22 protein-coding genes are annotated in these 23,833 nt (G+C 42.4%); 4 read left to right on the forward strand and 18 right to left on the reverse strand.

Annotated features, from left to right (window positions below; all coding sequences use genetic code 11):
- Positions 1-3: 3 nt before the first annotated feature.
- From I2E21_RS04140 to I2E21_RS04165, 6 genes are all read right to left on the reverse strand, one after another.
- Entirely contained in the window at positions 4-678 is a 675-nt protein-coding gene (locus I2E21_RS04140) for a stage II sporulation protein M (protein WP_186934935.1), read from the reverse strand.
- 79 nt (positions 679-757) lie between these two features.
- A complete protein-coding gene (gene proC, locus I2E21_RS04145) occupies positions 758-1,558 on the reverse strand; it encodes a pyrroline-5-carboxylate reductase (RefSeq protein ID WP_195410506.1) in 801 nt (266 codons plus the stop codon).
- 43 nt (positions 1,559-1,601) lie between these two features.
- A complete protein-coding gene (locus tag I2E21_RS04150; protein WP_195410507.1) occupies positions 1,602-3,701 on the reverse strand; it encodes an SH3 domain-containing protein in 2,100 nt (699 codons plus the stop codon).
- Positions 3,702-3,716: 15 nt separating this feature from the next.
- On the reverse strand, positions 3,717-4,283 hold the full coding sequence (locus I2E21_RS04155) for a hypothetical protein (RefSeq protein ID WP_195410508.1): 567 nt from the start codon (positions 4,281-4,283) through the stop codon (positions 3,717-3,719).
- Position 4,284: 1 nt separating this feature from the next.
- Positions 4,285-4,902, reverse strand: a complete 618-nt coding sequence (locus tag I2E21_RS04160; RefSeq protein WP_186934939.1) for a DnaJ domain-containing protein — start codon at positions 4,900-4,902, stop codon at positions 4,285-4,287.
- Positions 4,895-5,785 carry a DUF5685 family protein gene (locus I2E21_RS04165; protein WP_195410509.1) on the reverse strand — a complete coding sequence of 297 codons (891 nt, stop codon included), beginning with the start codon at positions 5,783-5,785 and terminating at the stop codon, positions 4,895-4,897. The genes I2E21_RS04160 and I2E21_RS04165 overlap by 8 nt, the downstream gene beginning before the upstream one ends.
- 184 nt (positions 5,786-5,969) lie before the next feature.
- Between I2E21_RS04165 and I2E21_RS04170 the strand changes: the two genes are divergently transcribed.
- Positions 5,970-6,536 carry an HAD-IB family phosphatase gene (locus I2E21_RS04170; RefSeq protein WP_195410510.1) on the forward strand — a complete coding sequence of 189 codons (567 nt, stop codon included), beginning with the start codon at positions 5,970-5,972 and terminating at the stop codon, positions 6,534-6,536.
- An 81-nt stretch (positions 6,537-6,617) separates the two neighbouring features.
- Here the strand turns inward: I2E21_RS04170 and I2E21_RS04175 are convergent, their stop codons facing one another.
- Positions 6,618-6,812, reverse strand: a complete 195-nt coding sequence (locus tag I2E21_RS04175) for a hypothetical protein (RefSeq protein ID WP_195410511.1) — start codon at positions 6,810-6,812, stop codon at positions 6,618-6,620.
- A 194-nt stretch (positions 6,813-7,006) separates the two neighbouring features.
- Between I2E21_RS04175 and I2E21_RS04180 the strand changes: the two genes are divergently transcribed.
- Together I2E21_RS04180 and I2E21_RS04185 are read left to right on the forward strand one after the other, a co-directional pair.
- Positions 7,007-8,446 (forward strand): recombinase family protein, encoded by a 1,440-nt coding sequence (locus I2E21_RS04180; RefSeq protein WP_195410512.1) that lies wholly within the window; start codon positions 7,007-7,009, stop codon positions 8,444-8,446.
- Complete coding sequence (locus I2E21_RS04185) at positions 8,427-9,005, forward strand: manganese catalase family protein (protein WP_347708277.1); 579 nt, start codon at positions 8,427-8,429, stop codon at positions 9,003-9,005. The genes I2E21_RS04180 and I2E21_RS04185 overlap by 20 nt, the downstream gene beginning before the upstream one ends.
- A 266-nt stretch (positions 9,006-9,271) precedes the next feature.
- Here the strand turns inward: I2E21_RS04185 and I2E21_RS04190 are convergent, their stop codons facing one another.
- From I2E21_RS04190 to I2E21_RS04235, 10 genes are all read right to left on the reverse strand, one after another.
- Positions 9,272-10,126, reverse strand: coding sequence for a N4-gp56 family major capsid protein (locus tag I2E21_RS04190; RefSeq protein WP_195410514.1), 855 nt, complete (start codon positions 10,124-10,126; stop codon positions 9,272-9,274).
- Between the two features lie 444 nt (positions 10,127-10,570).
- The gene (locus tag I2E21_RS04195) at positions 10,571-12,211 is read right to left on the reverse strand and encodes an InlB B-repeat-containing protein (protein WP_195410515.1); all 1,641 of its coding nucleotides are present in this window, start codon (positions 12,209-12,211) and stop codon (positions 10,571-10,573) included.
- 24 nt (positions 12,212-12,235) lie between these two features.
- On the reverse strand, positions 12,236-15,760 hold the full coding sequence (locus I2E21_RS04200) for an InlB B-repeat-containing protein (RefSeq protein ID WP_195410516.1): 3,525 nt from the start codon (positions 15,758-15,760) through the stop codon (positions 12,236-12,238).
- A 17-nt stretch (positions 15,761-15,777) separates the two neighbouring features.
- A complete protein-coding gene (locus I2E21_RS04205) occupies positions 15,778-16,365 on the reverse strand; it encodes a zinc ribbon domain-containing protein (RefSeq protein WP_243240586.1) in 588 nt (195 codons plus the stop codon).
- A gap of 45 nt (positions 16,366-16,410) precedes the next feature.
- A complete protein-coding gene (locus I2E21_RS12230; protein ID WP_243240587.1) occupies positions 16,411-16,821 on the reverse strand; it encodes a hypothetical protein in 411 nt (136 codons plus the stop codon).
- A 598-nt stretch (positions 16,822-17,419) separates the two neighbouring features.
- A complete protein-coding gene (locus I2E21_RS04215; protein ID WP_195410518.1) occupies positions 17,420-17,770 on the reverse strand; it encodes a hypothetical protein in 351 nt (116 codons plus the stop codon).
- 55 nt (positions 17,771-17,825) lie between these two features.
- Positions 17,826-18,998 carry a hypothetical protein gene (locus I2E21_RS04220; RefSeq protein WP_195410519.1) on the reverse strand — a complete coding sequence of 391 codons (1,173 nt, stop codon included), beginning with the start codon at positions 18,996-18,998 and terminating at the stop codon, positions 17,826-17,828.
- 19 nt (positions 18,999-19,017) lie between these two features.
- Entirely contained in the window at positions 19,018-20,163 is a 1,146-nt protein-coding gene (locus I2E21_RS04225) for a hypothetical protein (protein ID WP_195410520.1), read from the reverse strand.
- A gap of 210 nt (positions 20,164-20,373) precedes the next feature.
- Positions 20,374-21,813, reverse strand: coding sequence for a LuxR family transcriptional regulator (locus tag I2E21_RS04230; protein ID WP_195410521.1), 1,440 nt, complete (start codon positions 21,811-21,813; stop codon positions 20,374-20,376).
- Positions 21,814-21,824: 11 nt separating this feature from the next.
- Positions 21,825-22,034, reverse strand: a complete 210-nt coding sequence (locus tag I2E21_RS04235) for a helix-turn-helix transcriptional regulator (RefSeq protein ID WP_195410522.1) — start codon at positions 22,032-22,034, stop codon at positions 21,825-21,827.
- Positions 22,035-22,382: 348 nt separating this feature from the next.
- Here I2E21_RS04235 and I2E21_RS04240 point away from each other — a divergent pair, with 348 nt between their 5' ends.
- Positions 22,383-22,685, forward strand: coding sequence for a recombinase family protein (locus I2E21_RS04240; RefSeq protein WP_243240588.1), 303 nt, complete (start codon positions 22,383-22,385; stop codon positions 22,683-22,685).
- A gap of 647 nt (positions 22,686-23,332) precedes the next feature.
- Here the strand turns inward: I2E21_RS04240 and I2E21_RS04245 are convergent.
- Positions 23,333-23,593, reverse strand: coding sequence for a hypothetical protein (locus I2E21_RS04245; RefSeq protein ID WP_195410551.1), 261 nt, complete (start codon positions 23,591-23,593; stop codon positions 23,333-23,335).
- Positions 23,594-23,833 lie beyond the last annotated feature (240 nt).

Below are 23,833 nucleotides of genomic sequence, written 5' to 3' on the forward strand. Positions count from 1 at the left end.
AGGTTAAAAATTAAAATTCCCCGCAAAAACTCCCCATAATGCAGCGTCAAGCACGGCAGAAAGAAAAGCGAGTATAAGGCAACTCACTCCCCTTGAAAGAAAGTCCGATATATACCTGTGCGAAGATCCGCCCATTTTTTTATCCGCTATAATCTGCCAAAACATATTTCCCGATGCGGTAAAAGCGGCGGAAGAAAATAAAATAAGTGCCAGACAAAATAAAAATGTTCCGGGCAACAGTACAAAAAGATAGAAAACTATACCTTTTAACGAATGAACCGAAAACAAATATCCGGCAGTAATTCCCGTACCGAAGCCCTTTAAAAACACAATAAAAGGCAGTACAGGGATTCCCCAAGGGGTTAATCCGAGTAAAAATACTGCGAACAAAAATATAAAATCAGATGCAAAGCAGGCACAAAATGTGTTAATTACATTTTGTGAAAGCCGTGCGTCAAGATTTGTAAAAAACAAAAAATCAAGAGAAGCAAGCATTTCCTTGTCGGCAGACATTGCATACACAGTTCCGCAGGCAAGTCCGACAATCAACATTGAAATAAACAATATATAAATTCCGTATCTCTTTATGTAATATTTTATATCTTGTGTTGTCAGAGAAAACCTGCCTGTTCTGATTAAATCTGTTTTTTCCTTTATCGAAAATATAAAGCCTTTCACAAAACATTCCTCCATATAATTATCCTTAATAAAAATATGCGGAATATTTTGCTTGTATGCTAATTATCTATTAATGTAATTACTTACCGAGCTCTTCTGCCCTCTTTGTGCAGGCAGCCATACCTTTTTTAACGGCATCATAAAAGCCGAGGTCTTTCATTGCATCAAGAGCAGCAATGGTAGTACCGCCCTTTGAACTTACTTTTTCAATGAGTGTATCAACACTGTCGCCGCTCTCTTTAAGCATTTTAGCCGAACCCTCAAGAGTTGCACAAATAAGATTCATTGCCTTGTCATAATCAATGCCGCACTCTTGAGCATAATCTGCCATAGCTTTTGCAAAGAGATAAATATATGCCGGGCTGCTTCCGTTTACAGATATAATCTCGTTCATATGCTCTTCTGCAATATATTCACAAACACCGCTGCCCGCAAACATATTATAAACAATCTGTTTGTCTTCTTCGGAGATATTATCTGACGGGCAAAGTGCAGACGCACCCTTGCCGAGCAAAAGCGGAGTATTAGGCATAACTCTTACTACAGGGCATTTACAATCAAGAAGATTCTGCACATATGCAATAGAAATACCTGCCGCAATTGAAACAAAAACTTTGTCAGCTGTTACCTGTGACTTTAATGCCTCAAGCACTTCGGGATAATTCTGCGGCTTAACAGCGAGAACGGTAATGTTGCTTTCAAGCATAACATCAGCGGCGGATTTTTTAATATTAATGCCTTTTTTGCTCATAATATCGCATTTTTCCTTGTCAAGGTCAAAAACATTAATAAAATCAGCCTTGCCGTCATTCTGTCCCATAAGACTGCCGATAATTGCAGTTGCCATATTTCCTGCACCAATAAAACCGATTTTCTTCATTATAATACTCCCTTTCAAATAAGTAATACCAATTAAATATTTATCACAATCCAAAGCTCGGGTTACGGGCGCAAGTGTAACTGAAACCGTACTTGTTTTCGTAACCGTCCCTTATGTAATCACCGTAAAAGAATATTTCAGCCTCATCAACTCTTCTGTATAAAAGTCCCTCATAGCAATCGCCTGCCGCATGGTGATATGCAAAGAAATTCTTAGCATATGCAGACTGACTTACATTATCAAGACATCTGCTTGCTGACATTACAGAGGCATAGTCGGAATAAATATATCCCACCGTGCCGTCACTCAATTTAATTTTATACCAATTATCATTATAAAGACTGCCGTCAACGAAAGTAAAGGTTGTACCGTAAGACATAACGGATACAACAGAATAAGATGTTGACGCTCCGCTTCTCAAATTTACGCCGTCACCGCTTACATAGCCTTGAGCATTTGCAGACGGTTTTAATGCAGGCTGATATGCTGTATTAAGTAAAGTGTCCGACAAATCGCTGTCATTTTCAAGCGCATATGCTCCTACATTATATGTAAAGCACACAAGTGCATCAAACTGCTGTTGGTTACACTTTACATTATTTGAAATCATAAACTTATTAACTCGAGAAGTATATCCGCCACTGTTTACGGTTTGGCAAAGATAAGCATATGCCTCGGTTTTTGAAAGATTATTGTAAAATTGTTCGCCGGACCACACAACCTTGCCATAACCTAATGTTGCGTCACCCGTAATATAGTCAGGTGTTACCGTAGGCAAAAATCCCTCATAATTTGCGATAAGAGAGATTATTTCATCGCTTGCACGGCGTTCACCGAGAACCGCAGTTGTAGTATCGGTTGAAGTTGTAACAAAAACTTCGCCCTCTGCATCATCTTCGACAGTTCTGTAATAGTTTTCGTCCTCTGCGAGCGAATACGCTGTATAGTTCCATGTACCCGAAGTATCAAGCACAGTTTTTGCAGACCAAATAATATTGTCGCCGTCTTTCTCTATTGAATCGGCGTGAAGTGTATAGCTTTCTTTTTCATTGGATATCGTAAAATACAAACCACGCTTTGTATTATCGGTTATGGCATTCAAAGTAACAAGGCTGTTAAGAGGCGCCGAATTAGGTGTGGCATATACGAAACGAACAGGCGCAGTTTTTTCTACAGTTACAATACAGGTACCTGCACCGTAGCTTGTTTCTGCCGAAATTACGGCAGTACCCTCGCTCTTGGCATATACAACACCGTCGCTGACTGTAGCTACATTTGAATTTGAAGTTTTCCAATCTACATATGAATCTGTGGTAAGAAAAACAGATTTGTCTTTATTTATATGAACCGCAGAATCGGAAATACCTACATAACTTCCGCTTGTAACCGTTACATAGCAACTCTCTGATATTCCGTCATATCTTGCAGTAATAACTGCCGAACCCGCAGCTTTTGCATATAAAAGTCCGTCCGAAGTTACAGATACAATATTAGAATTTGATGAAGCAAAGTTTACATTACCTTTTGCGCCGTTTACATACAAAGTGCTGTAGTTTCCTTTGTACATACTAAGACTTGTCTTTGAAAGTCCCGACTTTTGCGGTTCATCGGCATTAAGCGTTACATAATCCGCATAAACATATCCCCTTGTACCGCTGCTAAGTTCAATGTAATACCAATTACCGCTTTTTGAAACGGCGGTAATTTTTGTACCGTAATCAAGAGTAGTAATAACAGAATAATCTGTACCCGCACCCGATCTCATATTTACATCACTTGCATTTATGTAACCCGTTCCGAGAGTATCTGTAACCTCTTTTGCGGTAGCATATTCATAGTAAATATATCCCTTTGTACCGTCCGAAAGAGTGATTTTGTACCACTCGCCGTTGTACAGAGTTCCGTCGTCAAAGGTAAATTCTGTTTTGTATCCCATAACAGTCACAACACTGTAGCTTGTACCCGCTCCCGAACGAAGATTTACTCCGTCATCATTTACATAACCTGACGCTCCTGCTGTCACACTTGCGCTCACAGCCTGCTCTGTCTGTGAAAGTTCAGCCGCATTTACGGGAAGTGAAAAAAACAACAATACGGCGGCAAGAATCGGGATTATTAATTTTTTTGCGCTTACTTTTCTCATAATACTACCCCTCTGTCATTTTCTGTATTTTGGTTTTATAAGCTTGTTTCTGAGTACAACTATATAATATGTAACGAGTTTTGTTGCCGCCAAGTCATAAATTGTAAAGAATATATTTCCTGCAAGCAAGAAAATCCACGGTACATACATTCCGCCTATAGTGTATTCCTCTGCAGGCACGGCAAGTAAAAAAGCCGCTATAAAAAATGCTCCTATTACCGCTGCATTGAATACCGCATATTTAAGCACAAACTGTACGGCTCTTGTTTTTATTTTTCCCTCTATTGCACCTTTAATTATCGGATAATAACCGAAAAACATAATGTAATATACAACAGCTTCCTTGTCGCCCGCAAGGAAAAGCGAAAGCAGTGAAACGCATATAAATGCGCCCCACGCCCACTTATGACCTGCTTCGACTACAATCACCATAAGCACAATTCCTGCCATACAAGGAAAGGCAAAAGTACCGAGCGGCACTAATGATGTGAGCATCATAAAGACAAGCGAAAGTGCCGACAACACACCCGAAATTGTAACTTTAAAGGTTGTTTTTAACGGACTTGAAGATGACTTTTTCATATTAACAGCCCATTCTGCAACAGTTGCAAAGGCAGTTTGTAAGACAGTTTACACAAAGACATGTGGTGCAGTAATCACACATAGCACCGTCACCTGTATTTGGTGTACCTTGAGTGTAGCCGCCGTAATTATAAGCCCTCTGATTATTCATATTATTAAGAGCCGCACGGTACTCCTGATTGTTAGGGTCCATATTTACAGCCTGTGTAAAGTAAGAATAAGCCTGATTTGCCCAACCCTTGCGATATGCACACATACCTTTAAGGTAATGCCATTCTGCGTCACGGTACTGTTGCTCTGTATTATCAAGAATCTGTTCGGCCTCGTTAATCATATTGCGCTGAATATAAATTCTTACACCGTGAAATCTTGTGGATTGGTGAGAATATCCGCCGGTTGCATTTGAAGTTGAACCCGAGCCTCTGCCCTTTTGCCTTAATTGATTTATTGTATCATAAGCCTCATTGATTTCCTTCATTTTTTGTTCGGCAACATCTGCAAGCGGACTGTCCGCATAATTGTCGGGATGATATTTTTTGGCAAGCTTTCTGTACGCTGCTTTAATTTCTTCATCGCTGGCATTTTCAGATACGCCAAGAACCTCATAAGGATTATTCATCTTTACTTCCTTTCTGCGACTCAAAAGATTTGTCCGAGTCCTTTTGGGTTTTATCTGTAATTTTATTCTGAATTTTCGGGAATCCTCTAAGCATCATATTGTCAAGTATCCCCTTAAAACCGTTTATATCAAGTAAATTATACGCATCATATGCCCTTGCAAGGCACTGATTAAGAGTGAGCGAAATAATATTGTTGTCTAAAGTTAAACCGTCCTCTTGTATAAAAGGGTTAAAACTTAATGACTTAGCGTCTTTTTCTATATCGTCTGCCGCATCCATAAGATAAATCCATCTGCCTATATTATATCCGTATTCGTATAAAACTCGGCTCTCGGTTTCGTCATTACCGTCTTTTGCAAGGATTTTTCCGAGCATTTGGGCTGTCGGGTCTGCCGAAATATCAACAGAAGAGCTTTTATCCTGTTCAATAACAGCCTGTCTTTCCATCATTTCAGCCACATATTCGTCAATCCACGGATAACGCTTTTTAGCTTTCTTTCTCTGATGTGAGAAAAACGGCTTAATCATTCTCGAAAACAGAGATTTAAAAAATCCGCTGTCATTTATATCATCAATAAGTTTGTAGTAAACGGTAATAATTGAAAAAGCCGCAGCCTTTTGGTAATCGTCATTTTTGCTGTAAGCAAAATTACATCTTTTAATAGGATTGCAGGTACATCTGCCTTTCTTAAAACCGCCGCACGAAGAATGTAATGACATCAAAAGCATTGCGTAAAAAGTACAGTCATAGCTCAATGTAAGACGGGTTAAAAAAGAATAATCTTTACCCATTTGCTTGCAAAGTCCGCAATAAACAGCCTTATATGTTTCAAACTCTTTTACAAGAAGTTCCTCTTTTTCAATCTGTAAATAACCGAACACTGTATTACTCCTATATTATTACTCACATTATACTATACTATATTTCAGGGTAAAAAGCAACAGTAAGTATGCCGAAAATAAGTGATTATTAGGTGAACAAGGGTATTGCAAAAATCTATAATTAATTATAAAATATAAAAATATAAGTATTTATAAAGCTAATAATTTACTAAGAGGTTTATTTATGAATGTATATGACTTTGATAAAACAATATATGACGGCGACTCAACCGCCGATTTCTATATTTTTTCTCTAAAAAGGCATAAAAAAATTTTATTGCTTGCCCCCTCACTTATCGGTGCTTTTCTTAAATTCTATGTTTTTAAAATCGGCACAAAAACGCAGTTTAAAGAAAAAATGTATAAATTTTTAAAATACTGCGACATACAAAAAGACATAAACGACTTTTGGAATATTAATATTGACAAAATCAAACCGTTTTATAAAAATCAACAGCAAAAAGATGATGTAATAATATCCGCCTCCCCTGAATTTTTACTTGCACCAATATGCAAAACTCTCAAAATAAATTATCTTATGGCATCTGTCGTTGACGAACATACAGGCAAATACAGCGGTATAAACTGCCACGGTGAAGAAAAAGTAAGGCGATACAGAGAAATGTTTGGTGACACAAAAATTTACGAATTTTATTCCGACAGCTACAGTGACACTCCACTTGCTAAAATTTCCGAAAAGGCATTTATCGTAAAAGGTAACCGACTCCTTGATTGGGATTTTTCTAAATAAAACTGTTTATACAAAATTCTATTATATTAAATCAGGTCAATCTGATAAAAGATTGACCTGATTTTTTTGAAATATCAATATTTACAGATTTTTAATGTACTCTGAATTGTTTGAGTAAAAATTACTCATATGTTTTCCGACATTTTCAAGCATTTTCTGTACAGCCTCTTGTGCCACTGCCTCGTCACGAGGCAAATACCATTTTACATTTCTCTCTTCGTCAACTTCATACCACAAATAATATTTCCCGTTAATCGGTAAATGTATTCTAACCATAAAACTTTGCCCCTTTGACAATTTATAACCACCCCTTAACTTTATTCTATTCCTACATATATATTATGTGCTATGCAAAATCAATTAGCAGATGCCAAGCAACATATATAGCAAAAATCAACACATTTTTATCTCTGAAACATATTATGACTTATAGCAAATTCACTTAGATTAAGCGATAGAAAGTGATTATTATGGAAAAAGAACTTAAAACCGCTGCGGCATATATCAGAGTATCTACAGACCGACAAACCGAGCTTTCTCCTGACAGTCAACTGCGTATAATAAAAGAATACGCAAAACAAAACGGTTACAATATCCCGTCAGAGTACATATTTCGAGAAGACGGATTGTCAGGCAAATATGTCAAAAAACGGCCACAATTTATCGAGATGATAGGGCTTGCAAAGCAAAAGCCTGCACCGTTTAGTGCAATACTTGTGTGGAAGTTCAGTAGATTTGCACGGAATCAAGAAGAAAGCATTGTATATAAATCTATGCTTAAAAAGAATGATGTTTCGGTAATAAGCTGTTCCGAAACTCTTGATGAAGAAAATCCGTTTTCCTCACTTATTGAGCGTATCATAGAATGGATGGACGAATATTATTCAATCCGCCTTTCCGGGGAAGTGCTGCGAGGAATGTCAGAAAAAGTCAAACGAGGTCAGCCGGTGACTATTCCCTCTTTCGGTTATGATATAGTCGATAAACAATATGTTATCAACGAAGAAAAAGCAACAATTGTTCGTAAAATCTTTACCGATTATATAGACGGAAAGAGCAGCATGCAAATTGCATCCGAATTAAACGAAATCGGTGTCAAAACTACAAGAGGAAATCCTTTTGAAAACAGAACAATAGATTATATCCTGAAAAATCCCGTTTATATAGGAAAAATCCGTTGGAATCAAAACGGAAAAACAGATTACAGATATTCAAACAACAAAGATATTGTGTACACTCAAGGAGTACATAAATCTATTGTCAGCGATGAAATTTTTTATAAAGTTCAAAATTTGATAGAAGCTAACGGTCGTAAACAAAGAAAAGGCATACACAATAATATTAAACAAGAATATATGCTGCACGGTTTTATAAAATGCAGCAACTGCGGCTCTGCATTAGCATATTCAAACAAAGGACTGCAATGCATTAAATACTCAAAATCAATATGTAAACAGTCACATTACATCAGCCTTACCAATATTAATAATCTTGTAATACTCGGACTTGAACAGGTTTTTAAAAACAAAGATTTTAAACTTTCGGTCAAGTCTTTATCTCAAACTTGTGCTGACTGCATTGATTACATTAACTTAATCGAAAAAGAAAATCAAAAAATACAACGGATAAAAAACGCATATCTTGAAGGAATCTACACCGTTGAAGAAGTAAAAGAATACAAAAAGTCTGTAGAAGATAAAATAAAAAATCTCTCTTCCCGTCAAGTTCAATTAAAACAAGAAAAAACTAAACCAAGAAAAGAAAATGTAAAAGAAAAGAAAAACTTTTTAGCAACTCTAAAAAGCCCTGCAATAAGCGAAAAAGAAAAGAACGAAATACTAAAAGGCTTTGTAGATTGCATAGTCTTTAACCGCTCAACTTCTTCGGTTGATATATTTCTTTATATCTGATTATCACTTTTCGGAGTACGGTGGACCTGACGGAGAACTCGGCGCATCACTCAGATATTTAAGTCAGAGATTTACAATGCCGCTGCCGGAATTAAAAGCCACCTTAACCGACATCGGTACCGAGGAATTAAATCACCTTGAAATGATAGGTGCAATTGTATATCAGCTTACAAAAGGCCTCACGGAAGATGAAATCAAAAAGCAAGGCTTTGAAGATTACTTTGTTGACCATACAACAGGCGTATATCCGCAATCGGCAGGAGGTTCACCTTATACAACCGCATCTATGCAGGTAAAAGGCGATCCAATTACAGATCTCCACGAAAATATGGCGGCCGAACAAAAAGCGCGATCGACCTATGATAATATCTTAAGATTTTGCGATGATTACGATGTAAAAGACGCAATAAGATTTTTGCGTGAGCGTGAAGTAGTACACTATCAACGCTTCGGTGAAAATCTGAGACTTATGACCGACAAACTTGACGAAAAGAATTTCTACGCATTCAACCCGTCATTTGATAAAAAATGTTTTAAAAACTGTATGAAAAAGAAATAACGCAAAATAAATGCATCCCATAAAATTCTGTGTACGGTTGCTGTTGCCCGTCAGCTAATCAATAATTGACTTCACCAAAACTATAACCGCAAAAAGCCGTTATAACTGTAAACTTAAAGATAAAAGCGTGTAAAATCACCGTTACAAAACGGATGAATATGCATAAAATGCAACATCTTCAATGTAAAATCAAACCACCCTTGCAACAGTATAAACTAAATGCAAGGGTGGTTTTAAATGTATTAAAAAGAGGAAAAAGCGTTATTTTATTCGCCTGTTACGGCTTTATCAGCAACATAACTTGAATTAACTGATACAAAAATACCGTCTTTCTTATTCTTTAAAACGAAAGCATCAAAATAAATTCTTCCTTCACAGAGCCAGCCCGAAAGTCCTGGCGGGTTTTCGTGCTGTAAGTATTCTGATAATTTAAGTGGTAAAAGAAGTGCAGTTTTGTAAATAATAATATAATTGACACCTTCGGGAAAATAATCAGTTGGAGCAACTACAACTTCGGTATTGTCAATTTTTCCAACTGCTCCGTTAGTTGCTATTTCCTGTGCTTTGTCACCGTATGAAGTAAAACGCTTGTCCAGTTTAAGGTATGTATAATAAAGCGGTGTAACAAATACTACACGGTCATTAATTGGTACTTTCTTATCAACCATAGCAGCAGAAGCAAGCAAAAAACTTTCATAAGCATTTTCTTTTGTAATCTCCTGCTTTTCTACTGTGCCAGCATTTGAAACAATAACTTTAATACGGTATTTGTCAATTGTAGGTATAACAACTTCGTCCATTTCACGGTTAAGGGCAAGACCTGCACTGTTTGCCATCATTGTATTATCACGGTTTTTTCGGTCAATAGTAAATGTAAAAGACTTATCCTGTGATAATTTCAAACTTTGAATATCATTGCCCAGTTCCTTTGGCTGACCGTATCTGTTTGCCGCTGCATTAATGTTATAATCATTAAGCGGAACAGTTTCAATAGAATAAACATTTACTTTATTTACTCCGTCAAATTCATATTGTGTGTTTAATACCGAATCGGTCAACGCTCCTTGTTTAAAGCGTTCATCAATAACATCAGAATATTTTTCAGCGTAATTTACTGCCATATTTTTTACACCTGAAACAAAAGCGTCACGGTCATTTGTTGTAATATTATGTAGTCCACCTGTTGGACCGCCTAAATTTAATTTTGGTGTAGTTGTTGTAATAAATTGCGGATATTTTGCAATAACATTATTTAAAGCCTGTGTAAAGTCACATTCGCCGTTTACAAGATTTTCAGCTAAAGAAATCGCATCATCTCTGTACTCTTCTTTTATGTTAAGTTTAAGTACTGCAGCTGTAGCTGCTTTTCCAGTTCTGACTGCTTGGCGGGAATCGCGTTTACCTTGTCATACAAATGTACAAAAAACCGTAATAATTATAATCTGGTTCTGACCATCCTGCAACACATTTTTACAGGGATTGTGTAAAATTTTGAAAGATATGTGGCTATAAAAGGCGGCTCACCGCCTGTCATGCAGTCGGCGAACCGCCCTTCAAAAGGTCGCTTATTTCATGGTCTTTTTCTTCTTATCAATTACCAGAGTACCGACCAATGCACCGCAGCTGATGAACAGCAGCGCAGCCCACAGAACAATATTGCTGGTATCGCCGGTCTTTGGGCTTGTTGTATCGCCGGTCTTCGGACTTGTTGTATCGCCAGTCTTCAGGCTTGTTGTTTCGCCGGTCTTCGGGCTTGTTGTCCCATTGCCGGTATTTGTCGCAATGATTCCATATTGACTCAAATGGTTTGTCTCAAATACAATATAACCGTTTTCTACCGTAGCAGGCAAGGTCTCTTTAATCTCATCATTTACAATGTAAACGACTTCGTATTTGTCATACCCCTTCAAATCTTCCGGCAGAGCAATTCTGATCTTCATTTTGGTATCGCTGATCTTCACAACATTGTTGTTTCCGTCCAGCACATTGATGTCCGCAATAAATTTCACATTCTTGTCTGCCAATTCCTTCTTGACCTCAATGGACTTGATATCCAGCTTGTAATCCTTGCTGACCTCTGTTGCAAATTCGATTTTTGCCTTTGTCTCTCCCGTGCTTTGAATTTCCTTTACCGTGTCCTTACCGGGTTTTTCCGGCTCTCCGGAGGCTTTCGTCCAGGAGGCGTACAAGGTCACATTTTTATACCGCACATAATCGTTGTCTTCCGTAATCAAGGTATCCTTATCATATTTCTTATTGGTCTCCTCGTTATTGTCCCAAATTCTCCAATAAATATACTTCTCCATAGTACCGCTACCGTCGCTTTTGGTGTTCCAGCCGTTAAAGGTATACCCCTCTCTTACGGGAACATAGGGCAAAAGTGACATTAATGCGCCGGAGTCTCTGCCGCCTACATAGTCGTATGTGTTAGACTCCTTACCGTTGAGCTGTCCGCCGTTAGCATTGAGAGTTACTACGATACCGTCGTTGTCAAAGGTGTTTTTGGTATAGGTTGCGAGAACCGTTACAGCGTCGCTTTCCTTAAAGCAATCAGCCGATATTTCCGTTACAAACTCGCCGTTCAAAGCCCAACCGACAAAGGTATAGCCGTCTCTTACGGGGGTGTATTTGGTTAAATCAACCGTCTTATACTCGCCCGAGCTGCTTGTCAGGGTCATTTCATACTTGCCGTTTACTTTGCCGCCGACGCCGTCAAGCGTCAGGTAATATGTGCCTGTTCCCTTTAACGGTTCCTCGGAGAATGCTGCGTAAATCTCAAAGCCGTTGGTGTATGCCACCTCACCGTCGCTTACCCAAAATGTACCCTCCGAATTGAAATCCGACAAAGGTATATCCTCTGCGACTTTTGTTTCGCCCGTCCAATCCGTTGCCCAATAGGCGAATTTGGTGCTGCCGTTGAATGGAAGTACGCCCGCAGTCAATTCGGATAAGCTTACCGTTGTGTCCCCGTCGGCAGCATCAAACTTTATCATTTTTGCATAATCGCCGTCGACCTTGCCGTCCATACCGTTAAGGCCGCAGGTGAGTAGCAGCGTGTATTTTCCGTTGTCCTTGACTGTAGCGGCATTGACCGTCATTATGCCTGAAATGCTGAATATTGCTACGAGTAATAACAAAAGTGCCGATTTCAATTTTATACTGACTTTCCCTCCTGAGTTTTTGTTAAGGTTTTTTAATTTTTTCATAAGAGTTCCTCCTTTATAAAAGCCTTATTTCAAGGCATTTTTACTTTTCTTTCTGCTTGCGATGCCAAGCACAGTCAGGACGCCGCCGCTGATGAACAGAACGGCAAACCACAAAGCAAGGTTACTGTTATCGCCGGTCTTTGGGCTTTTTGTCCCATTGCCGGTATTCGGGCTTGTTGTTTCGCCAGTGCTCGGCTTGTTATCGCTCGGCGTTGTCGTTGCAGAGTCGGACTTCCAAGTTGCCTCATAGGTAGCGTTGCTTGTCACTGTGGCTGCAACCGCAGGCTTCCATCCGGCAAAGGTATAGCCCTTACGGGTAGGAGTGCCGTTGAAGGCAGGGGTAGCCTTGCCGAATTCCACGGTATAAACCTGATCCTTGAAGATTTCCTCATTGTCCACGCCGTCGGTGTAGGTAACGGTAAAGGTCTCGGCAGGAGTCAGCTTCTCCCACTGTGCGGTGTAAGTAGCATTCCTGGTCACAGTGTCGGCAACTGCCGGAGTCCAGCCGGTGAACTTATAGCCGTCACGGGCAGGCGTGCCGTTGAATGCAGGAGTAGCCTTGCCGAATTCCACGGTATAAACCTGATCCTTGAAGATTTCCTCATTGTCCACGCCGTCGGTGTAGGTAACGGTAAAGGTCTCGGCAGGAGTCAGCTTCTCCCACTGTGCGGTGTAAGTAGCATTCCTGGTCACAGTGTCGGCAACTGCCGGAGTCCAGCCGGTGAACTTATAGCCGTCACGGGTAGGAGTGCCGTTGAAGGCAGGGGTAGCCTTGCCGAATTCCACGGTATAAACCTGATCCTTGAAGATTTCCTCATTGTCCACGCCGTCGGTGTAGGTAACAGCGTACTTCTCGGCAGGAGTCGTGCCACCTGCTTCAGGGGTCATTGTCAGATCAGTGAGAACCCACATAGTACCGTCAGAGCCGTCGCTCTCATCGCCTTCGTAACGCTTATAATTCACAAATTCGCCGTTAATCTTCAGCTTAGTGTTGGGACCGAATAGATAAGTGGTGTTTTCACTTTCAACATAGCCCACAGCCTTTACATACACACCGTAATGATAGGTCTTCCCGGCTTCAAAAGCGGTGATTTTGTTTTCATAAGCGCCACTGAAGAAATCTGCGGAAATCGCACCGGTTTTGCTGTCCAGTTCCCACCACTCGCAATTGTATGCATACTTCACGCCTTCGGGACTCTTGCCGGTAAAAACGGGCTTGTCGCCATCCTTGAAGCTGACGGTGACACCGTTGATTTCCACCACATCAATAACTTTCACGGTGGTCGGCGTCATGGTCAATACATTCATGAACCAAATGGTTTCGCCGTTATCGTCTACACTGATCTGATCAGGTGTCAGGGTGATTTCTTTACCGTTGATATAGAGCTTTGTGTTCTTATCAAAGCGATAGCCCTCTTCCATGCCCAAGTCGGAAATCTTGAAATATACGCCATAGGTGTAACTCTTTCCGGCTTCAAATTCCGTAATGAGCTTGCCGTTGTAACGCTCGTTCCAGTAGTCGCTAGAGGTAATGCCATAGCCGCTGCCGTCATTGGCGTCCCAACGCTCATGGTCGAGATCAATAAACGGATTCACGGCACTGGTCATAAAGCTCGGTTTGTCGCTGGCATTAAAGTTGATACGAGCATTAAAGTCAATTTTCTCTACAGCCTGACCGGGGCGCAGCTCTGTTCCATATGTAATGAGGCAAGTCTTTCCATCATCCATCACCATGACCCACGCAAAGGACGGCAGACTTGCTCCGTTCAATGTGACATTTTCTTTGTTTGTCAAATTACTGTCGAAGGTATAGCCGTCTTTCGCCTGAAGTTTCACGGAATATTCGTATCTTCCGCCCTTTTCAAAAGTGCTGAATCGAACATCGCCGTCCGAATAGCAGCTTTCATCGGAATACCAATAGCCAACCGTGTGCATGCTGTCATTGGCGTCTTTCTCATTCTTCTCCCAGCACTCGAAGAGAATATCATATTTATCCTGATCGGCGCCTGCTCGCTTGGCCGATACCTGCGGGGCAGTGCCCGGCTGATAGTCGAGCTTCACATTCGCAACATCGACGGCAGTGATCGTGCTGTTCTGTTTGGCGGGCTTAATTGTCTTTACAGCAGGGAGATACAGGAATTCTCCGCTCAAACTCGACTTTACGCTTTCCCCATTCACTGTAACGGCGGTTTCGCTGCTAAAGGAATATCCGTCTTTCTGTTTCAGCATAACGAAATACACATATTCTTTTCCGCTTTCAAATTCCGTGATGGTCGGCAGAGAACCGTGTGAACCGTTATCGGAATACCAAGCGGCAACGGGTTCGTTGTTTTCAAATTCCTGCCAGCATTCATAAGCGATTTCGTATTTATCGGTATCGTAGTTGGGCACCTCGGCGGTTGCCCGCGGGGCATCGCCCGGCTGATAGTCGAACTTCGCATTCTCGATAGTAGCCGCACTGATGGCAGTCGACGCTGATATGGGTGTCCAATGGGCTTTCAGGGTAATATCTGTAGTGACCGTTGTGTCGAAGGCATACTGCATATCCTCCAGATACCAACCGGCAAAAAGGTACCCGTTCTTTGTCGAATCGGCGGGCTTAATGGCCGGAGAATTCAACACCTTCTGTGCTGTCACAGCACTTCCGCCGTCAGAGTCAAAGGTTACGGTAAATTCATCAAAGGAATAAGGGTATGCACCGCAGTCTTCAAAGGTGCCGCCGGTCATGGTGACCACGGCCTTGTCGTTGCTGCCGTACACCGCCATGCCAAGACCGCCCAGGTCTACCTTGCAGCTTTTTATAGTACCGCTGGTCATGGTGAAGCGGCCATCTTGATAAATATTTACCGCACCGCCGTTGGCACCGGCAGAGCAATTTTGAATGACACCGCCGTTCAGCTCAAAAGAGCCGCTCTGCTTAATAAATACTGCGCCGCCGTCATCGTCGGCTCTGCAACTACTGATGGTGCCGCCGTTCATAATGAAAGTGCAGCCGCTGCCAATGTCCACCGCACCGCCGTCATCGCCGGCTTTGCAGTCCATGATGGCACCGCCGTTCATAATAAACTTACCATACTTGACCTGTGTTTCCGTCACACCAGTGTTGGAAACATCCACTGCACCGCCGTCGCCGTCGGCATCCGTGCAGTTCACGATGCTGCCGCTCTCCAGGGTCAGCGTACCGCCTTTGACTTCAATTCCGCAGTTTTTGTTCTGCCCGTCGATCTTGCCGCCGGTGCTGCTATCCTTTATTGTCAGGCTTCCGCTGCTGCGCACCCGAATTATATCCTCATCTGTCCCGCTGCAACTCAGGGTATATCCATTAAGATCAAGAGTTACAGTGCGCCCCACATCAAGTTCCCAAGTGGTCTCAATGCTTCCGCCTAATTTGATCTCCGCGCAGTCCGCATTTTCAAGTGCCGCAGTCAGTTCCGTTTCATTGCTGACTGTCGAATCCACCGCAAATGCCGATATCGGCACCAGCGACAGCAACATACACAGCGTGAGCAGGACTGTCAGCAGCTTTGTCTTAAACGCTTTATTCTTCATAGTCTTAATATCCTTTCTTAAAGTTTTTGTCCGCATTCGGAGCAGAAAACACTGTTTTGTTTAACATCGGCACCGCAGTTCGGGCATTTTCTGCCGAGCCTTGTTCCGCAACGGTCGCAGAATTTTGCATCGGCGGAAAGCTGCGCTTTGCAGTTCGGGCATACGGTCATGCCCGCCGCCACCGTCTGACCCGCGCCGGTCACAACCACAGGTTGGCCGCCGGTCATAATGGTAGTTTCGATGACCTGAAACACCTCGCCCGGTAACTTTTTCTGTTTGAATGCACCCATTCCGGCAGTGATCGCCAGCGGCCATGCAACAAACAGACCGATTGCTCCGGCGCCGATTTTATCCGACCACTGTCCTTCGCCGATGTTTACATTCAATTGATTTCCCATAACCGTCATCTGCACGGTAACGGCAAGCCGCATTCCCGTAAGAGTTTTCCATCCATCCTTCGGCTGGCTCGCCTGCATAACGTAGCCCTCCGTAGTCTCGGAGCTTTGCACCTCCATACCCTTCTCGGTGCGAAAGAAACCCTCTAAGCGGGTAACGATCTTTTGCATATCCGTGCCATTTAACATAAATACTCGTGACTCATTCATTTGGTTGCCTCCATTCTTTCTGCTATACATTTCGTTAGAGTGATTTTATTTTGCTCTGTCAATCAATCCAAAACAGCCCTCCCCATTCAACAACAGTAAATTCTTTTCGCTCGATCGGTGTGATCTCGGTTTTTTTATTTCACTTCCGTCATAGTGAGCAAAGCCAAACCATATACGGGTTATGCTGTCAGGGTTGACGGAGAAGGACACCGGCATGGCGGCGTTAACACCGTCGGTCAGCATCGGATACATAAGGTAATCCGTGCCACCTTTCAGATAATCCGACCAGTACTCGATGAAGTCGGCCGTTTCCTGCTCATTAAATCCGTAAGCCGTCAGTATCCGTCGGAAAGTTTCGTCGCGGTTGTCTGCCGGAATAAGGAAGCCTTCTTCGGTTTGGAACGCCTTCTTTTTCACAAGAGCTTCATAGAACAGATAGCCGTAGCTGTTGCCCATGGCATCGGTGAGCTTGCCGTTGGGAGATGCCGTTACCGTCCACGCTCCCCTATAGTCCGGAATGGACGAGGTGAGATATTCCGGCTTTTCAAAGGTGACCGTTATCTCGGTTTCCGTTTCGGGGTAGAGATAAATATTCGGCTTTTTGTCTCGGTGTTGTTTGGAAGAACTGTGCCTCCGGTATGAGGCGCCATGTTCAGCAGCTGATCACGCAGCCATTCAAATTCCTTCTTGCGACCTTTCCTTACCATCTGCGCATAAAAGTTCAGCTTGTCGTAATAGCTCTTTTTCCACCAGTCCTCCAATGACCATTCCGCGTCCCTCGATGGGTAAAACATATCCTGGAATAAATGTGTATACAGGCGCAGACAATGCAGAACAGGTCTGCAAAAAACACCGCGCCTGCGGTAAGCGATTCTTTTGTTATGCACAACAGAACCGTTTTTGTTAAGGACGGCAAAAGGCAAGTGCCGCAAGCACCCCGAAAATCCATTTTGCCGAGAAACACCCATATGCCGCTCGGACATATTCTCCGAATTTTCTCATAGACATTTCCTTCAATTTTTCTTTGCTTCAGGCTTTCGATTATGATCTGAAATCAAGCCTTCAACTTGTTTATCACAAGCTCGTTTTCCAAATGCTGCGATATACTGTCGGCTATGGCGGTCGTTGCCCTTCGGATACCGGTATCGGACAGTCCCTCGCAAGGATGTATCATTGTTACGGTCAGTTCCGTTCCCGTTTCCTGTTCATTTACGGAGACGGAAAACCGGCTTAAATTACCGTATACCGACATCTCTGCTAAAATGGTGGATGCGTCTGTTTTTTCATATTCGGCACCGTTTTTATCCAGCACTTCATAAACGGCGAAGATCACATATTGCCTTTTATACGGCAGTATTATTCTTGTTGTTTTACTGTCCGGCAAAGCGGAAAGCTGCCTGTTCACCGTCCGTCACCTCCTTTTCATCACGATTCTACGGTAAACCGTTTTTGTTATGGTGTTATTGCTTTTCAATATACCCGCTGATAGGTTCGGCATACATATTGTCGTCGGTCACTGCCTTGTACCGCTTGCCGTCGTACACATCGGTAAAACCGTTCGTAGCCTTGTAAATTTCGCCGGTCTCGGTATCGTAAACGCGCTCGTAGCCGAGGGTGGCGTCGCTCTGCTTCTGGCTCATAATGTCCTGACTTCTATTGCGGCTTTCCCAGGAGGACATAAAGCCGTCCATGGTCTCATTGAAGTTCTGGCTGATCTGCTGAGCAATGGCAACCTTTTCATTGCTTGCCTGATTGGTGGTACTGACAAAGCTGTCGGAATACTGCAGGGTTTTGAAGCAATCGGTCAGCACACCTTCCCACTCGATAAAGGTGTCCTTTGCGGCGGTAACAGCAACGATGTTGTAAGCCATATAGTAGCCGCCGTCCACCGTCTGGAGCTGATAGCCTACCACATTGCCGTTGGAGATGGCAAGGCTACCAAAGTCCACCACACTGGCGGCAAATAGGCCCTCGCCCTCTTTGCCGTTATCCGTGAATGTCGCACGAAGCTGCTCGTCGCCGAGAGCGGAGGACTTCATCGGGCTGGCAGAGGGATAGCGGTCTGTTACCGTAAAATTATCAAACCCAGGGAACGCATATCCCGAATAAGCAGGCTCCACCTCCGATGCAAATGCAGTATACTGTGAGAATATTTTGAAAAAGCCCTCTGTAGACGGGTTATCAAGCACAGCGGCCTTAGCAAAAAGCGCCGCCTGGGTATTCCCCATGCTGTAGTTCTGTTGCCATGCATCTTTGCCAGCCTGACTGTGCAGAAGAATATCAGCTTTGAGCAGCACAAACATCTGATTGAGCGGTTCGTTCGGATCGCTTACCCGAATACTGTGGTAGATATTTGTTCCGCCGGTCGTTACCGTCCAGCCCTTTGGGATGGTCATGCTGAAATCGGCGGTTTCGTATTTTTCGGTCTGCACGGCTTTTGCCGCCGTTTGCGTCACCTTGACTCCGCGTTCTGTTTGTTCGGCTTTTGTCGCCGTTTGCGTCACCTTGACTCCGCGTTCTGTTTGTTCGGTTTTTGTGCCGTCATCGTTCACAACGGTTTTGCTGCCGCAGGCGGCAAGAAGCAAGGTCATGACCAAGACCAACGCAAGTGCCGTGATTCGTTTTGTATTCATCGTGTTTCTCTCCTTTTCCTTATTTCTGATCATAGTCCCAATAGAAACGGCAGGGATCGTATTTTTGATACGCACCGTATCCGTCTGTAAGCACCTCGGCAATGGGAAGCATCGTATAGTCCTCGGTGATCACATAGCTTGTGCTGATGCTGCGGACATCACCGTAAAAAGCAGTGAGCAGTTCAAGCTTTCTTAGCTTTACATTGCAGTTGAGATGCTGCGCTGCGGGATAATAGGGAGACACCGAGCCGTCCGGCGCAAGCTGCGCTTTTGTGTCGCTGTCGTCCAAAGGCTCCGAGGCATACACGATCTCATAAAAGGCACAATTGGTCATCAGAATGTTCCGATTAAGCAGCCGGATTGGTGCTTCGCCGACAAGCTCAGACAGCTCCAAATCAAAGGCAATGTACTCCCGCCAATCCATGTCCCTATACCAATTCCAGCCGGTCGTACCCTTATCAAGATATTTGCCCGAAAAAAGCAGACTGACTTTACCGCCGGCAACGGCGATCATCGGATCGCCGGAGTAGACATTATCGGCATTTAAGTATTCTACCGTATGATCCTCCAGCACCTTTCCGTCGGAAGCATAGCGGTAAACCTTTCGGAACAGCGGATGCTGCGCCTTATCCATCGGCGAGGCCGTAAACGGCGGGTTGCTGACCTTATAGCCGGAGCCGTCATTTAAGTAGATCTCTCCCATTTCACCGTCATGGGTCAGGCGCCAATATCGGATATTTTTCCCGGGCAGGGTGCCGACCTCCTGTATGTTCTTGCCGTTTGCCAAAACGGAGTTGAAATTTGCCTGATACAGCTTTCCGTCAGCCACCACGAAATCGTTGACGGTTTTACTGTAGCCGTGATCCAGATTACAGTCGAATTCGGCGTATTCGTTTATAATGCCCTCGCCGCCGACAAATGTCTTGTAGTCCGATTGGTCATACGGCTTGCCGCGCTCCTTGAGAAGCGCCTGTTCCAGCGTTACCGGCTCCGCCTGCGTAGATGTGTTTTGTGAAGGCTTTGGGATTGATGTAGAACTGTATGTTTGCGAAGGCTTTTTGGCACAGGCACTCAGAGCCAAACTTGCAAGCAAAAGGACAGTTAAAATTTTGGGCAAATAATTCTTATTATACCTTTCGATAAAATATAAGAGTTTGTGTCGCAATTCGTATTCCTCCCGACCGTCTTTGCATATAATTATACTTACAGAGTGCCGATTTTGATATAAGGGAAGTCCGCCAATCTGCCGAAAATGGGGTGGCGGAACTCCGCCATTCTTAAAATCGAGGCAAAAATATCGGTTTTCCCTGAAAAAACCGCAAAAAAATATCCTCCCACATTGGTAGGAGGATAAAATGCTTTTTGTTATGTTTAATTATACGTTGTTATAAAGAGTAACAAGCCCGATCCGTGATTTTGCACCTGTTTTTTCATATATGGCGGAGACATATCTCTCTAAGGTTCGTCTGGAGACATACAAACCATCGGCTATCGTCTGCAATCCGTCTTCGGTATTGACAAGCAGTCCGAAAACCTCGGTTTCTCTCTGCGTCAGCGAAAACTGCTCCGACAACTTTTGCAGTCTTTCACTGTCACTCAATTTATTTTTGTCTTTTGCGTCAAGCCTCTCAAAGAAACTTCTTCTCATATTCGTATATATAAATGCGGCGACGCTGGCAAGGACGAACATGATCAGTTCAATGGTGGTGATGGCAATATTATTGCCGGAATTGAGCAGTGCAAGGGAGCCTCCCGTGATTACAGCGGCGACAAGATTATTGACGGCTCTGCCGAGCCCCGCCCACAGCTCCGGCTTTTTTGTGTATCGGGCGATCTCCATAAAGGAAGAGGTAAAGAAAACAGCAAAGAAGCCGGCGGACAGATAGAATATGACCAGACCCACCGTGAACGGACCGGCAAATTGAATAATGACAAGGCAGGTCGTAGACAAAAGCATTACGCAGTACATGATCACACTCATATATTTTCTGCCTGCAATATCAAATAAAAAACCTGCCATAAGACCGCTGAGTGCGAGAAGTATTCTCGGCCACTGACCAATATTCACCGTTCCGTTTGCGTGGTATACGGTGACCGCATTGTCCATGGTGCCGAAAATACAGGTCATCAGTGCGACGAAAAGGACGAGGAGCAAAATGATTTTCAGGCTATCCTTTCCGCTTTCGTCGTTTTCCTCTTCGGTTTTGCTTTTGGAGAAGGCAGGGACAACGCTGTTTTTTTCTGCTTTTATCAGCATAAATGCCAGCAATAGTATAAATGCAGAAAGTATGCCGGCTTCTATGTAATCTATATGAACCAAATTGTTGTTTGCGATTTGAAGCAAGATTCCAAGCATATAGGAAACGCCTGTCAGTCGCGCAATATAGGTGTTGTCCTCTAACAGACATAGTGTTTTGTAGAATACGGCACTTCCAAACGCGCCGAGAATCAGAAACAGCAAGAGTCCCATGCCAAGTGTAAGTGCATAAGAGGCATGGCGGCATATCACAAAAAGACAAATAACCGACAAAATCACTGCGCACATTGCAAGTGCGGTTTGCCATTTTCCTTTACAAAATCGAGAGAAAACAGGATACAGAACGAAACCGATGACGCTGATACCAAGCGCATAGTTTTGGGCATTTACCGATTGATTCCCCGAAACCGTGCGGGAGATCATATTGACAAACAAAAATTCCGCGCCCAGAAACACAAAAGTAAATAAGCTCATCAACACGATCGCCTTTGTATAGGGGATTCGATTTTCCTCATTAAAGGCATCGCTTTGCCTGATTTTTTTCAAAATGCTGTTCATAATCAAACCTCTTACTCACTGACAGACACGAATTCCAACATGTCATTCGGCGTACAATTCAGTGCTTTGCAGATCTTTCCCACGGTTTCAACCGTGATATTTTCATTCCGTGTTATTTTGGAAATGACATAGTTGCTGATGCCCGCAGCCTTTTCCAGGCCCTTCTTTTTCATATCCCTGTCAATCAGCAATTTCCAGAGCTTTTTATAGCTAATATTCATATCGTCAGCCTCGATTCAATTAGGGTTTGCTGCCTCCGAACAAAATCCAAAAAAAGCAGAAGTGACTGTCAAGAATATAATAGCATATTTCTATGAAAAACACAACGGGTTATAAAGCGATAAATTTATTTTTTGTGGTTTTTCACGCTTTCACTACAGCAGAAAGAAAAAGCACAGTCGGTTTAGGTTGGATTTGCCTTGCCGAATATCCGCCGGATAACAGACTCTTACAAACCGCATATATCCTCTTGCTATTCTTTCTGCTGTAGTTATTCTTCAGTTGGATAGTTCACTTTCTCCTTCCACCATGACAGGTGGCACCTATCAGCGTATAGGTGCAATTGCCCCTTGGCGGAGCGTTTTGCTGACGGAAAGGTAACTATGCCCTATAAGAATTTTCTCGGCTATGATAAGGGCAAAGACGGCAAGCCGGTCATCAATGAAAAGGAGGCTGAAATTGTACGACTGATATACCGATTGTTTTTTCAAGGAAAGACCGCATCAGGAATTTGCAAACACCTTGACGGACTTGGAACACCGACTCCAACAGGCAGAAAAGCCTGGAACCAGACAACGATAAACAGTATTCTGCGCAACGAGAAATACAAGGGTGAAGCACTTTTGCAAAAGAAATTTACTGTAGATTTTTGATCCAAATGCTTTTGCATCAACTTCTGCTATGTTGTTTTTGTAGATATTGCAAATCCTCCTTACTGTATCAAATAATACTCCTGTAATATGTAAGATGGTATTTCAAAAAGCAAGTAAATATTTGAATATTTGCAAAAAAGAAGTGCAACCGATTTGAAACGCTCAAGACCGATTGCACTTCTCTGAATTATAGGAGAATTTTAATTTTTACTGTTTTTAATTTTCAAATAAACTAGTCGAATTGCTCGAACCAACATTTGAAAAAAAAATAGAACTAATGTAATCATTAAAATTGTGATTACTGCCAACTCGAACGAATAGGATGGAGACATTCCATCTATAGATAATCCCCTTTTTCCAATACCATAAAACCCCTTCCCGTTGTATATGAGAATCATTACACAGTATATGATATCGACAATTGCCCATCTTCCTATATTTACATCAATTAGTGTATTCGTTAAGACAGAAAAAACGATTAAAGGGATAATAAGTATGAACCAAGCTTCATTTGAAACTGGATAATACTGTGACAAAAATTTTGGAAATACAAGGAACTGCAAAGCATAAATCACAACTACGCTAAGAATAAGAACAGGCATTTTATGTTTGCGAACAATATTCAACATATTAATCTATCCTATCAATTAACCTAATGAAGAAAAATTGTTTCTAGCAATAAGATAATATGTTGGTTGCATATGGGGATGTGTCATACCACCAATTACTACCTTGCCACTAGAAGCAACAAAGGAAGCTTTTGCAGAGGCGTATTTACCTTTAACATCATGTCCTAACAAAGGTCCTGTTCCAGTAGTCATATTGCTAAGAGATTGCATAAGGGGCAGAGCAAGAAGCACACAGAACACTAATGAAAGTGTCAAAAGTAGACTTGTAATCTTTTTCATACGTTTTTCTCCTAAAAAATATTGTTGGGTTCCTAAATGAGTATAAGAAAAGTATGTTTGCATCTTCTTCTTTCTAATTATTAAGTATAACATAATTTGGATTATGTTGCATAGCTTGATATTATTCCAAACTTTGTGCTTTTAATTATATCAGAATACCACATTTCAAACAAGTACTTTTTGGAAAAATTAAAATTTTTGTCGGAAAATATGAATTTTAGCCACAATCGGGTAGGAAGC

This window comes from Ruminococcus sp. BSD2780120874_150323_B10, assembly GCF_015553695.1.
GTDB lineage: Bacteria > Bacillota > Clostridia > Oscillospirales > Acutalibacteraceae > Ruminococcoides > Ruminococcoides intestinale_A.